The 13,472-nt window shown below is 44.6% G+C and carries 8 protein-coding genes and 2 pseudogenes; 5 read left to right on the forward strand and 5 right to left on the reverse strand.

Annotated features, from left to right (window positions below):
- Positions 1-126: pseudogene (locus IM515_RS04390) on the forward strand (IS630 family transposase); the annotation flags it as partial.
- Here the strand turns inward: IM515_RS04390 and IM515_RS04395 are convergent.
- From IM515_RS04395 to IM515_RS04405, 3 genes are all read right to left on the reverse strand, one after another.
- The gene (locus IM515_RS04395) at positions 123-770 is read right to left on the reverse strand and encodes a hypothetical protein (RefSeq protein ID WP_287629958.1); all 648 of its coding nucleotides are present in this window, start codon (positions 768-770) and stop codon (positions 123-125) included. The pseudogene IM515_RS04390 and the gene IM515_RS04395 sit on opposite strands and share 4 nt — an antisense overlap.
- A 590-nt stretch (positions 771-1,360) precedes the next feature.
- Positions 1,361-2,353: an aldo/keto reductase gene (locus tag IM515_RS04400; RefSeq protein ID WP_287629960.1), complete on the reverse strand. Its 993-nt coding sequence runs from the start codon at positions 2,351-2,353 to the stop codon at positions 1,361-1,363.
- A 165-nt stretch (positions 2,354-2,518) separates the two neighbouring features.
- On the reverse strand, positions 2,519-5,581 hold the full coding sequence (locus IM515_RS04405) for an efflux RND transporter permease subunit (protein WP_287629961.1): 3,063 nt from the start codon (positions 5,579-5,581) through the stop codon (positions 2,519-2,521).
- Between IM515_RS04405 and IM515_RS04410 the strand changes: the two genes are divergently transcribed.
- Positions 5,496-5,690: a hypothetical protein gene (locus IM515_RS04410; protein ID WP_287697883.1), complete on the forward strand. Its 195-nt coding sequence runs from the start codon at positions 5,496-5,498 to the stop codon at positions 5,688-5,690. The two genes, IM515_RS04405 and IM515_RS04410, sit on opposite strands and share 86 nt — an antisense overlap.
- A gap of 354 nt (positions 5,691-6,044) precedes the next feature.
- Here IM515_RS04410 and IM515_RS04415 read toward each other — a convergent pair whose 3' ends face one another.
- Entirely contained in the window at positions 6,045-7,505 is a 1,461-nt protein-coding gene (locus tag IM515_RS04415; protein ID WP_287629962.1) for an efflux RND transporter periplasmic adaptor subunit, read from the reverse strand.
- A 291-nt stretch (positions 7,506-7,796) separates the two neighbouring features.
- Between IM515_RS04415 and IM515_RS04420 the strand changes: the two genes are divergently transcribed.
- Positions 7,797-9,155, forward strand: coding sequence for an SUMF1/EgtB/PvdO family nonheme iron enzyme (locus tag IM515_RS04420; protein WP_287629963.1), 1,359 nt, complete (start codon positions 7,797-7,799; stop codon positions 9,153-9,155).
- A gap of 159 nt (positions 9,156-9,314) precedes the next feature.
- Positions 9,315-9,431: pseudogene (locus IM515_RS25840) on the forward strand (Uma2 family endonuclease); the annotation flags it as partial.
- 22 nt (positions 9,432-9,453) lie between these two features.
- On the opposite strand, the gene aspS reads toward IM515_RS25840, so the two are convergent.
- Positions 9,454-11,241: an aspartate--tRNA ligase gene (gene aspS, locus IM515_RS04425; RefSeq protein WP_066030134.1), complete on the reverse strand. Its 1,788-nt coding sequence runs from the start codon at positions 11,239-11,241 to the stop codon at positions 9,454-9,456.
- A gap of 357 nt (positions 11,242-11,598) precedes the next feature.
- Here aspS and IM515_RS04430 point away from each other — a divergent pair, with 357 nt between their 5' ends.
- Entirely contained in the window at positions 11,599-12,381 is a 783-nt protein-coding gene (locus IM515_RS04430) for an aldolase/citrate lyase family protein (RefSeq protein WP_002769916.1), read from the forward strand.
- Positions 12,382-13,472: the final 1,091 nt, after the last annotated feature.

The raw sequence follows: 13,472 nt of genomic DNA on the forward strand, positions 1-13,472 counted from the left end.
AATCGAGAATTTGAAAATAAAGAAGAACTGGAAAAAGTAGTCAATCAGCTTTTAAATGAAGGGGGATTGATTATTAAATGGAGTAGAAAACTTAAAAATAAGGGTAATGCTGTCAATGTAACTTAAATGCGTAAAAGCTTAATCGGATCGCCGATACGGGCGTTGTTGGAATTGGCGATGACGTGGTTATTACTCAACAGGCACAGCTTATTATTGCGTAGCACCACCAGACAGCCAAGAGTCCCCGCGGTTACCTGCGGATGACCGATGGAGACACCACAACGAACCGGGCGCGCATAACGACGATTATATAACTGGGTGACGATCTCGCCCACTTCTTCTATTTCCACAGGCATACCCCCGATCGAGGTGGGTACGGCGGCAAAAGCACTAGCGGTAGTCCCAGCCACTTTTTCGCTGACGTAAACTTTCAGAGTCACATCGGGGGTAAGCAGTCCACCGACGCTACGAAAACCGATGCCAGTGCCAAGAATGCGTTCCCCTCCAGTGTCATAGTCCGCAATCGACTCGGATAGGGAGGCGGTAAAGGCTTCACTGCCTCCGAGGCGCTGTTCTAATTCTTCTTGGGCTGAAAACCAATCTTGAGTGATCCCGATTGTATCGATCGACTCGGAGGCTTCCATTACTTCTAAGGCTTGATTTTCGCTTCCCAAAGGCGCATTGGGATCAAATTCGATCACATCTTTATTCGTTGATGATTCCATAGTAGAACCCTCCCGCTCATCGGGCATTTCATAAGGTTGAGTCATTGTTAAAACCGCCTTGTTCACAAGTGTTTTACTGGGGTTATTATTCCCAAAGTAAGAGAACCGAACATAACCAATTGACTCCTCAACAGTAATTTATTTCTCTTAACTGGAATAAACCCTGGGTATATGCTACCTATAACGCCTAAGCATTGACACCTGTAACCAAGATTTTGAAATATTTATTTGTAAAACTTTTTAGATCTTTATTGTCTCTTCTTGTTCGAGCGAACTCAATTATAGCAGTTATCTTAATGGTTATCTAGGGTTTGCTGAATAAATCCAAAAACCTTGTTGGATAATATCTTTAGGCTTTTTTCAAATCAAAAAGTGCCAGTGCTTGGAGTGATCGGGGGGGTAATTTTAGGCACTTTTTCCCTGAAAATTAGGTAGTTGACCACGGCTCGACTGAGCTTCGCCGAATATCCTGAAAATCGGTAAAACACGACACCCCACACCCCACACCCTGCCCCGACGAAAAACTTTTTCAGCAGCCTTATATATAGGAATTTTTCCTCTGCATTTCCTAGGCAGAGTCTGATAAAATATGAAAATTGTTGCCCGTTCTCACTCCAAGACTTTTTCAGCAAACCCTACTTAGTTTGAAAGATATTTTGTACCATTTTTTTATCTAAACTTGCGGCAATTTTATCTAATTCTGCTATTTCCCCACTGTCTAAACTCCATCCTAAAGCGCCTAAATTCTCCTCAGCTTGCTTAACATTTTTAGCTCCGGGGATAGGAATTGTTCCCTTACAGATACACCAATTTAAGGCAACTTGACTAATAGTTTTATTTTTAGCTTGGGCGATAACTTCTAGGCAACTCATCAGAGGAGAAATAGCGGGAATTAATTGACCAAAAAGGAAGCGACGTAATCCTGTTGGTAAGTTTTTATTATCTCGATATTTCCCCGTTAATAACCCCAAAGCCAAGGGACTATAGGCAATAATTTTAATACCCAATTGATCACATAGTTCCTTTAATCCCAAGTCAGTGAGAGGATAGGTAGAAAGGAGAGAATACTGTACCTGTAAACTGGTGATAGGAATGCCGCGACTGGCAAACTTTTGATAGGCAGACTTCAATCTTTTCGGTCCAAAATTGGATAAACCCACCCCTTTAACTAACCCCTTTTCCAGACAATCCCCCAATCCGTCTAATAATCTTCCCTCCTGCCATGGCGCATAATTGCCCGTTGACCAGTGCATTTGCACTAAATCCACGGGGCGACCCAATCTGGTTGCCGAAGCTTGACAAGCTTTCACCATGGCATGACGGGTTAAACGCCAAGGATAAGGGGCGAGTTTGGTGGCAATACGGATATGATCAGCGTTATAACCGCTATATTCCCCCGTAAAGCGTCCTAATAGCTTCTCACTCTGTCCGTTGAGTTTGCCTGTGCCGTAGGAGTCTCCCGTATCAAATAGGGTGACACCCCGCTCGACGCAGAGATTAAAAACCGCTTGTAACTGGCTATCCATACTCTCATCGTAACCCCAGAGAAGACGATTTCCCCAGGCCCAAGTACCGCAGCCCATGGGGGGAAGGGATAGAGTTTGATGTGTGACTGTCAAGGGATTCATGGGTTAGTTTCTCTGGGTTTTTTCTCAAGCTTTCAGCAAGATATTTTATACTAAATCTGGTTATTAAAGACTGATTATTTATTCCCCTTTTTGCATGAGTGCATGAGTAGAAAACGGGTTTCTCCGAGTAGAAAACGGGTTTCTCGGAGAAACCCGTTTTCTGTATTAAATCGACTTGGGTTTTTGTTTAACAAATAATCCCCGCAACCAATAGTAAAAACTATCGATATAAGTAAAGATTACTGGCACAACCACCAAAGTTAACAGGGTGGAAGTGGTAAAACCACCAATAACGGCAATCGCCATCGGTGCGCGAATTTCCCCATCTGCACCCAAAGCTAAAGCAATCGGTAACATCCCGGCAACTGTGGAAACGGAGGTCATAATAATTGGTCGTAAACGAGAGACTCCCGAATCAATCATCGCCTTAAACTGCGGTTTCCCTGACTCAATGCCACTCAGGGCAAAATCGACTAACAGAATCGCATTTTTAGTGACTAATCCCATCAGTAAAACTATGCCAATTAAAGCGTATAAACCTAACTCTTTTTGGGTAATTAAAAGAGCGATTAAAGTACCACCAATCGATAAAGGAAGGGAAGTTAAAATCGCTAGGGGATAGAGAAAATTGTTATACAATAAGACCAGAATCCCATAGATAGAAATAATTGCTAAACTTAACGCCCCCAAAAAACGAGCAAAGATATCGCGCATAATGCGAGCATCACCAAAGGGTTCTTCTGTCACCTCTGGGGGTAAGTTTTTCATGATTGGTAAAGCGCGAATTTGTGTCACCGCACTTCCCAAAGAAACTCCCTCTAAATTAGCTCCAATATTAACCTGACGTTGACGGTTAAAGCGTTGAATTTCCGCAGGTCCACTACCTAAGCTAATTGTCGCCACCGAGTTAAGCGGTACTAACGTCCCATTACTGCTAGGAACGCGCAAATTTTGCAGAGTTTCTATCTCGCTGCGTCCATCGTTGGCAATTTTTACCCGGATGGGAATTTGTCGGTCAGCAAGGTTAAATTTAGCTAAATTAAACTCATTATCGCCGATTAAAGCTAAAGATGCGGTACGGGCGATCGCTCTGACTGAGACTCCCTGATCAGCAGCCCGGACGGGATCTGGTTGAATAATGATCTCCGGTTTAACTAAACTTACCCCGGAACTGACCTCGACAAAACCGGGTAAAGCTCGCATTTCTCGCTCTAATTTTTGGGCAGTTTGGGTTAAAATATCGCCATTTTCACTTTTTAAGATAATAGCGACATCCTTAGTGCTTCCTGCTCCCCCCTGCGCCCGAAAAGTCACTCTTGCTCCCGGTATCTTCTGAAAATCCCGGCGGGTTTGTTCCTCAAATTGCCGTTGAGTTAGCGATCGCTGTTCCTTAGGAACTAAATTAACATATATTAACCCCGTATTTACCCGTCCCGAATCTCCCGGAATAGCCAAAACATTAGCGACAGCGGGATTTTTTTGCAGTAAACTATTAACCTGATTAGCCACGGCAACAGTATCATTCAAAGTCGCACCGGGAGGCAATTCTAGGCTGATCGTACTTAATCCGGTATCCCCGGAACTAAATAACCCTTTTGGAATCAAGGGAACTAACTGTAAACCACCGATAAAAAAGACCAAAGCCGCCAATAAAGTCAGGATTCGATGACGTAAAGCCCAAGTTAACAAACTTTTGTAGGGACGAAAACGGGGGCGCGAGGAGGGATTATCACCGGTTTTGAGTTTTTTCGGCTGTAGAATATAGGCACTTAACATCGGAGTGACGGTGACAGCGATCAAACTGGAAAATAGGGTAGAAACCGCCACCGTAACGCCGAAAGGTTGAAAGAATTGCCCCGGCACACCGCCCATAAAAGCAACCGGCAGGAATACCGCCATAATTGCCGCCGCACTAGCTAAAACGGCTAATCCAATCTCTTTTGAGGCATCAAAAGCCGCTTGCAAGGGTTTTTTACCCATAGCTAAATGTTGATCGATGTCCTCCACCATACACACCGCATCATCGACCAGATTACCCAAAGCTAAAGCTAAGGCCAGTAGGGTCATACCGTTAAGGGTATAATTTAGGGACTGCATCACCCAAAAAGTCGGAAAAATCGACAAAGGCAGGGCCAAACCCGTGATAATCGTGGCGCGCCAATTGCCTAAAAATAGACCCACCGTGATCACCGTCATCATACAACCAATCAGGAGATCGCTAAGAAGGCTTTCGTAACTAGCACGAATTGAGTCGGCACGGGTAAAAATTAATTGAAATTTAATATCTTCGGGCAGTTTTTTCTTTAAATTCTCGATTTCTTGACGCACTGCTGTTTCTACCGTCACCAAGGTGCTGCCAGTCCCCCGTAAAATCGAAAAACCCACCACTGGCTGCCCATCTAAGAGGGCCATTTGTCGAGGATCACTGGAACTATCGCTAACTGTGCCTAAATTGCTTAAGGGGACCGTATCACCGTTAGGTAAAGAGATTTGATAATTCCTTAAATCTTCAATGGTTTCAGCGCTGCCGAGGGTGCGGACAGTTTGTTCACTACCACCGATTTCCGATCGCCCTCCGGGTAAATTAATATTAAAACTACGAATTTGGTCATTAACCGCCGTGGCCGTGATACCGTAGGCCAAAAGACGACTGGGATCTAAATCTACACGCACTTCTCGATCGACTCCCCCAATCCGATTGACTCGTGCTACCCCCGGCACTCCCGTTAAAGCGCGGCCAATTTGACGATCGACTAGATCACTTAATTCGGCGATCGATCTTTTCGGGGAGGAGATGGTATAGTTCATCACCGCACCCCCGGCAAATTCTAAACGTTGGACAATTGGATCGTTAGTATCTTGGGGTAAATCCTGCCGAATTTGCGCTATGGCATTGCGTACATCATTGGTAGCGCGATCGCTGTTAGTGCCAAGGATAAAGTTAACGGTGGTGGTGCTGCTGCCCTCGTTAATAGTAGAAGTAATTTGATCGATATTACCCAAAGCAGCCACCGCATCCTCGACTTTTTTGGTGACTTGGGTTTCCAATTCCTCTGGACCGGCGCCGGGTTGATTAACGGTGATAATCACGGCCGGAATGTCAATATTAGGAGAGCGATCGATCCCTAATCCTAGAAAGGCAATGTATCCCATTACGGCCATGACCAGGGAGATCAGGATCGTCGGAATGGGATTTTTGATAGACCAATTAGAAATATTAAAAGCCATAATTTCAGTTATCAGTTATCAGTTATCAGTTTTTAGTTATCAGTTATCAGTTATCAGTTATCAGTTATCAGTTTTTAGTTTTCAGTTTTTAGAACGTAGGTTGGGTTGAAGCATGAAACCCAACGAACCGATGGTTTACGCTACCGCTAACCCATCCTACAAATAATTGTGCCTTTCTACTTAGCTTAAAAAATTAGTTTTGAGATTCGGTCATTGTTATCAGTTATCAGTTTTCAGTTATCAGTTTTCAGTTTTTAGAACGTAGGTTGGGTTGAAGCATGAAACCCAACGACCCCATGGTTTACGGTACTGCTAACCCATCCTACAAATAATTGTGCCTTTCTACTTAGCTTAACAAATTAGGTTTTAGATTCGTCCATTGTTATCAGTTTTCAGTTACCATTTTTCAGTTATCAACTGATTACTGTTTACTGTTTACTGTTTACTGATCACTGATTACTGATTACTGATCGCTGATTGCCGTAATTTTGTCGCCATCACCGAGATAGGCTGCCCCTTTGACCACAATGCGATCGCCCGCTTGTAAACCAGTGAGAATTTCCACGCGGTTATTCGGCATAATTTGACCTAATTGCACAGTTTTGGCGGTAACGGTGTTATCAGGTCCCACTAAATAAACTAGAGCTTGATTATCTTTTTGGGGTAAAACTGCGGTCATGGGGACGGTTAAACTATTGCTAGTATTCGTCACGATCGCACCTCGTAAAAACATCCCCGGTTTTAATCCTCTATTGTCGGTTAAATCGACTTTAACCGTTGCTTGACGGGATGCCTCATCGACGATGGGATTAATTTCGCGCACCTGTCCCGATAATTTTAAACTGCTATTAGCATCGGAAGTGATAGTAACAGGCGCTCCGACGCGGATTAAGGGCAATTGATTCTCAGGAACCCGTAATCTTAGCTCTAAACGCCCATTTTCGATGATTTTAAAGAGAGCATTTTGACCGTTGGTGGTGTCCCCGATGCGAGCATTTCTTTCGGCAATTTTGCCACTAACCGGAGAAATCAGGCGCGTCTCGTTTAATTGGGCTTTAACAATGGCTAAACGGCTTTGAGCTTCCGTTAATTGGGCTGTAGCTTGGGCGATCACTTCGGGACGGTTGCCCGCTTGCAATTGCGCTAGTTGCTGCTCTGCTTCTCCTAAACGGGATTGGGTCTGTTGTACGATCGCCGCTTTGTTTCTTTCTTCATTGAGGACTTCATCGAGACGATCCCGGGCGATCGCTCCTTCCGCTTCTAAACTTTGGTTTCTCTGGACTCGTTTTTTAGCCAAATCCCAATCCGATTGAGCTTGACTAATTTCAGCCTTTATGCGTTGAATAGCTTGTTTAGCTCTAGCGATCTCCTCTTTACGGCTACCCGCTTGCAATTCTGCCAAACGCGCCCGGGATTGGGCGACATTTGCCTGTGCTTGGGTTAATTGCGCTTGTAGGACGGTATCATCGAGACGAGCGAGAATTTGACCTTGGCTAACGATATCACCCTCATCGACAAAGATTTCTTTGATTTGTAGTCCCGTCGCTTGGGAAAGAATCGGGATTAATTCGTAGGCTGCCACGCTTCCAGTCGCTTTCAGGGTGCGGGCCACGGCAGTGGATTCCACCCTAGTGGTGGTTACTGTTTGTGCTGGTGCCTCATTTTTTGCCGCTACGGGCTGAGTATTGGGGTTTTGGGCTGTTTGGGGTCGATTAGCGAAACGAGTCGCCCCTAGGGTCAATAAAACCCCCAATCCCACACCGATAAATAAACCCTTTCCTCCCGATAGCCAAGAGTTGGTTTGTGTCGGTTTTGGCGAGTATTCGGTTTCCTCTGGCTCAATTTCGGGATTAAATGCGATTTCTTCGGGAACTAGCGAATTATCGCCTGAATGCTGGTTATTTTCTAGGGTATCTGGCCGCACGATCTGCCCTCTCGGTAGATTCTGGATAAAATGTTAAGTTTTGTATCCATTTATAATCTAACGGAAAAAGGTCACGGGTGGGGAAAGTGAGAAAGTGGACTTGCTGTGAAAATCCCAAATTGTCGTGGTTGGTGAGGATTCAGTAGGCAGTAGTCAGTAGGCAGGAGACAGGAGACTCCCAGACAGTAGGCAGGAGAATTAAGAATGAGTAATAATCAATTAAATGGTTTATTTAGAGATTTTCTGCCAGTTAATCTGGCTCTCCCCTACTTGTGGTCATAAGAAAAAGTTATGAAAAAGTCAGAGATTCAAATTTTCCTAGCTCACGCTAGTGAGGACAAACCAGCAGTTTTGGCACTGCATGACCGCCTCAAGCAAGCGGGATATAAACCTTGGTTAGATAAAAAAGACCTGATTCCGGGTCAAATTTGGCGAGATGAAATTCCGAAAGCGATTAAAGCTAGTCAGATTTTTCTCGCCTGTCTGTCAGCGAAATCGGCTAATAAACAGGGATACATCCAACGGGAGTTGAGGATTGCACTTGATACCTTGGGACAGATGCTACTGGGGACAATTTTTTTTATTCCCATGAGGTTAGAAGAATGCGAAATTCCTGATCTGCGACTTGCAGAAGTTGGCTTGAATCTGCGAGACCTCCACTGGCTTGATTATTGGGAAGAAGACGGATTTGAGCAACTAGAAAGAGCAATTACCTATCAATTCAAGCTTGAACCAGAAGAGCCAAAACAACTGTTATCAGTATTTAACTTTGAGGTGGTGGGAGTAAATGCGAAGGGTGAGCAAATTAGAAAAGAGTCGAAACAGTCCCAATATTTCAGGGAAGATCTGGGCAAAGGCATCACCTTAGAAATGGTCGCCATTCCGGGGGGAACTTTCCTGATGGGAACAGAAGATGAGGAAATCGAAAGACTGGTGAAAAAATTTAATTGGGAAGGATTTAGAAGGGAAAGACCACAACATGAAGTAACTGTCCCACCCTTCTTTATGGGTAAATATCCCATCACCCAGGCTCAGTGGAAAGCGATCGCCTCTCGCACGGATTTAAAAGTTAAACAAGACCTTGATTTCAAGCCAGCCTATTTTAAAGACCGTCCCGATAGCGATCGCCGTCCCGTGGAACAAGTCAACTGGTACGATGCGATCGAGTTCTGTGCGAGATTATCAAAACTAACGGTTCGGGAATACCGACTACCGAGTGAAGCGGAATGGGAATACGCTTGTCGTGCTGGAACCACCACCCCGTTTTACTTTGGGGAAACCATTACGGGGGAATTGGCTAACTACAATGCCAGTAATACCTACGCCGATGAACCGAACGGAGAATATCGAAACGAAACAACTCGCGTGGGACAATTTCCCCCAAACGCCTTTGGACTGTACGATATGCACGGCAATGTCCGGGAGTGGTGCGCCGATACTTGGCACGATAACTATGACGGTGCGCCGACGGATGGCAGTGTCTGGATAGAAAATGGTAATGATAATCGTTCTCCTCTGCGGGGCGGTTCCTGGGGCTACAATCCGAATTACTGCCGTTCCGCGATTCGCTACGACTACTACTTCCGCCGCGTCAACCGCATCAACAATTACGGTTTTCGGGTAGTCTGCATTTTCGGGGGAACTCTCTAACCCTTTTTCCTTTTTCCCCTTTTACCCTCATTCCCTATTTTTTCTTTTTTCTTTTCTTTCCCGCCCTTAGGCGGGTCGATTTTGTAGGGGCGAACTCGACCCATTTGGTCGATTTTTGCTTAACAATTGTCAAGGATTGTTAAGATGCGCTTACCCTGCACTTTTCCCCTAGTTCCCAAAACTAAACTCTAGGAATTTTTAGCCACTGCTAAAGAGGATGAAGTGAGGGCAGAAAAGAATTTAAGAGCATGGTGTCAACAGACTGGCAAAAATTAGGTGGGCAATGCCCACCCTAATCTTAGGATGGCGGTTTGTAGGTAGAAGCAACGGATAATTCCTTTAATTGCTTCGCTGCCACTGTTGAAGGTGCAGAAGTGAGTAAACAACTAGCTTGCTGGGTTTTCGGGAAAGCAATCACATCGCGAATTGATTCTTCCCCGGCTAACAACATCACCAAGCGATCTAAACCGTAGGCGATGCCACCGTGGGGAGGGGTTCCGTATTCAAAAGCTTCTAACAAAAAGCCGAATTTATTATAGGCTTCCTCTGGGGATAGACCGATGGTGGCGAAGACTTTTTCCTGTACTTCCCGTTGATAGATCCGCAAACTGCCGCCACCGATTTCAATACCATTAAAAATCATATCGTAGGCTAGGGCGCGAGCCTGGGCTAGATCGTCTAAATCTTCGGGATTAGGGGCAGTGAAGGGGTGATGCAATGCTTCCAGGCGTTTTTCCTCGGCGTTGTATTCAAACATCGGGAAATCCGTCACCCAGAGGAGGTTGATTTTCTCGGGATCAATTAATCCCAATTGTTCCCCTAAAACTAAGCGTAGGCGGGATAGGGATTTATTGACTGTATCGGTATCTCCCGCCCCAAATAAGAGCAGATGCCCCGGTTTTGCGCCAGTCTTCTCGATTAAAGCCTGTTTTTGTGCCTCTGTCAGGTTATCTTTAATCGCACCAATGGTATCAAAATCGTAGTCTTCGCGCACGCGGATGTAGGCGATTCCCTTCGCCCCCGCATCGGTGGCTTCTTTGAATAAATCCCCACCCGGCTTGATTCTGACGTTAGAAATCGCCTCGTTACCGTTGGGAATCGGTAAAACTTTCACCGTCCCACCACTAGCGATCGCACCTGAAAAGACCTTAAATCCCGAATCGGCAAAAATCTCCGCCACATTGACCAATTCCAAGCCAAAACGAGTATCGGGGCGATCGACCCCATAGCGATCCATAGCCTCAGAATAGGTTAAACGGGGCAGGGGCAGGCTTATATCAATATTTTTGACTTTTTTGAAGATATGAGCGATTAAAGCCTCATTCAGGGCTAAAATCTCGCTTAAGGAGAGAAAACTCATCTCCATATCCAACTGAGTAAATTCCGGTTGACGATCAGCGCGTAGATCTTCATCCCGGAAACAGCGGGCGATTTGATAGTAGCGATCCATTCCCGACACCATTAATAATTGCTTAAATAGTTGCGGTGATTGGGGTAAAGCGTACCATTGGCCCGGGTTGACACGGGAAGGAACCAGATAATCCCGCGCTCCTTCGGGAGTCGATCGAGTTAAAATTGGCGTTTCCACTTCGATAAAATGCTGTTCATCTTCGAGAAAACGGCGCATTTCTTTGACAACTTGGTGACGTAGTTGTAAATTCTGACTCATCCGCTCCCGGCGTAGGTCTAGATAGCGGTATCGCAAGCGCACATCTTCCCGTACCGATTCACTTTCGGAACTGGAGACGACAAAAGGCAGTTGTTTAGTAACCCCGTTGAGAATCTCGATGCTAGTGGCGTAAATTTCGATTTCTCCGGTGGCAATGCGCGGGTTAAGGGATTCGGGGGGCCGTTGACTGACTGTTCCCGTCACCTTGATGACATACTCGTTTCTGACGGTTTCAGCGATGGGATAGGAAGCGGGAGTTCGTTGGGGATCACTGACGATCTGGACAATACCACTGCGATCCCGTAGATCAATAAAAATAACGCCACCGTGATCGCGACGGCGATCGACCCAACCGAAGAGGGTGACACTTTTTTCAATTTCGATCGCGCTCAGGTCGCCACAGTAGTGAGTTCGCATAGTCTAACTAGAGAATTACTTATATTACGAATGTAGTATAGAAAGGATGGGGCCAGAAAAAAATCAGACGGCCTTGCTCATTATGCCAGTATTTTGTCGCTTTTGTCCTCTTGTTTAGGGTATTTTTATGGTCTTCTAAGTAGCTGGTTTTAATTAAATTGAAGATAGATTTTGGGTTCGATCCCCCTTGCCACCCTTGATAAGGTGGGATCGGCACCCCCTTAATCCCTCCTGAATAAGAGGGCATCTGACAATTTTTAACACCTACCTACTTAGTCCTCAGCTATCGGCTTTTCGCGGATCGGCTATAATCAACAAGGCTCATCTAGCAGTTACCAATTTTAAACGATTAAAAACATGAATTGCTTAGAAAAAAAAATGGTGCAACTGTTAAGAGAACTCAGGGAAGATCACCATGTTTCAGGGGTAAAAGCGGAATTCGAGACGGAAGGAACCCGACTGACGGAAGCGATGCGGTTGAAAGAAATTAGTCTGCAAGCGGGGGTGGATTTTAATCTGAAAATCGCCGGTTGCGAAGCGATCAGAGATATCTTTGATGCGGTTAATTTAGGAGTTGATCGCTTGATTGCTCCCATGGTAGAAACAGGCTACGCTTTACAAAAATATCTGCGGGCAGCTAGGAGGGTTTTAGCTGATCAAGGGGTGGAAGATGTGGAGTTATTGGTTAATATTGAAACGATTACTGCCTGTGAGAATTTTCAGGAAATGTTGGCGATTCCAGAGATAAAATCTCTCCATGGTATCGTCATCGGACGGATGGATTTAGCCTGTTCTTTGGGATTAACTCGCCGGGATGTCAATAGCGAGCAAGTTTTAGATCTGGCTTTACCTTTGGCAAAAAAAGCTAAGGCTGCCGGTTTGACTGTGGCTATTGGGGGTGGGGTGTCACTAGATTCTTTACCGTTTTTCAAAATGTTCTGCCAAGGACATTTTGACCGCTTCGAGACGCGCAAAGTTATCTTTGATTGTCCCCAAGCTTTGGATAATTTTAGTTTAGCTTTGCCCAAGGCGATCGAGTTTGAATTACTCTGGCTAGAGAATAAAAAAAATTATTATAGTGCTATTGTTCGTGAAGATGACCAGCGTTTAGAAATCCTCCGTGATTTACTTTTTGGTTAAAGATATTGGTCAGTTCGATCGATCGTGCAAAACCTAGGCAGAGCCAATCAATCTGACAAATAAAAGGTAAGTGGGTGGGTGGAATTAAATATAAGATGAACGTAGGTTGGGTTGAAGCATGAAACCCAACGCCCGATTATGTTACGCTACCGTAACCCATCCTACAAATAATTGTGCCTACCTACTTAGGACTGGCTGCATAAATCTAAAAACCTTGTTGGATCAGATTTTTAGGCTTTTTGGTTTCCAAAAAGTGCCAGGGATTGGATTGATCGGGGGTAAATTGGCTCTCTTATTCTTGGTGTGATCTCGCGTAGCGAGCGCGTTGCGACCAGTTTAACTTAAGTAGGTAGGTGTTAAAAATTGTCAGATGCCCTCTTATTCAGGAGGGATTAAGGGGGTGCCGATCCCCCCTTATCAAGGGGGCAGGGGGGATCGAACCCAAAATCTATCTTCAATTTAATTAAAACCAGCTACTTATATAGGAGTGATCAATCTTTGTGTCCTCTGTGTCTCTGTGGTTCCTTCCACACCCCCGCCCCCACCAACCAACTTTTTGCTGCAAACCCTAGATAGTTAACAGTTTCCCATCCCCAGTAACTAATCTGGATACTTTTGTCGCAGCACATCTGGTCTATTTTGTCAAAAAAACTTTTTCGTTTTAACATAAGTACACATATTTTTGGCAAAAGATCTTTTTCGTCAAAGGAGCAATTGGCAAGTTTTTACTGGGGACGAATTAGTTATCCTAGACGTGGCAAGGGTTTCAAGGTACAAAGCCTAAAAATGCACAGAGTAACCCAATTCTTAGATCCTAGCAGCAGGCTGTAACTATTGCAATCTCGTTGACAAATAGGAATTTTTCTCAATTATTTTTTAAGAAAAGTAAAGATGAAGGAATGTAAATTTAAATCTTCTCAAGTATATTGGGATTTTGATAAATTTTTGTTATACCTGAACTTCCCCCATACATATATACCACAATAGCAGAAAACCCTTATCCATCAATGGATGCACCCCTTAACATTTCTTAATGTACCCATGTAATTTGTAACATTTCTTAATGGACAAGAATTCTCTCTATTTGCTAA

This window comes from Microcystis sp. M44BS1, from assembly GCF_020244875.1.
Classification (GTDB): domain Bacteria; phylum Cyanobacteriota; class Cyanobacteriia; order Cyanobacteriales; family Microcystaceae; genus Microcystis; species Microcystis panniformis.

Excerpts from the sequence above, each read along its gene's own strand:
- IM515_RS04410 (WP_287697883.1), top strand. The coding sequence starts at position 5,496 with ATGTATCCCATTACGGCCATGACCAGGGAGATCAGGATCGTCGGAATG.
- IM515_RS04430 (WP_002769916.1), top strand. The coding sequence starts at position 11,599 with ATGAATTGCTTAGAAAAAAAAATGGTGCAACTGTTAAGAGAACTCAGG.
- IM515_RS04420 (WP_287629963.1), top strand. The coding sequence starts at position 7,797 with ATGAAAAAGTCAGAGATTCAAATTTTCCTAGCTCACGCTAGTGAGGAC.
- aspS (WP_066030134.1), bottom strand. The coding sequence starts at position 11,241 with ATGCGAACTCACTACTGTGGCGACCTGAGCGCGATCGAAATTGAAAAA.
- IM515_RS04395 (WP_287629958.1), bottom strand. The coding sequence starts at position 770 with ATGACTCAACCTTATGAAATGCCCGATGAGCGGGAGGGTTCTACTATG.
- IM515_RS04400 (WP_287629960.1), bottom strand. The coding sequence starts at position 2,353 with ATGAATCCCTTGACAGTCACACATCAAACTCTATCCCTTCCCCCCATG.
- IM515_RS04405 (WP_287629961.1), bottom strand. The coding sequence starts at position 5,581 with ATGGCTTTTAATATTTCTAATTGGTCTATCAAAAATCCCATTCCGACG.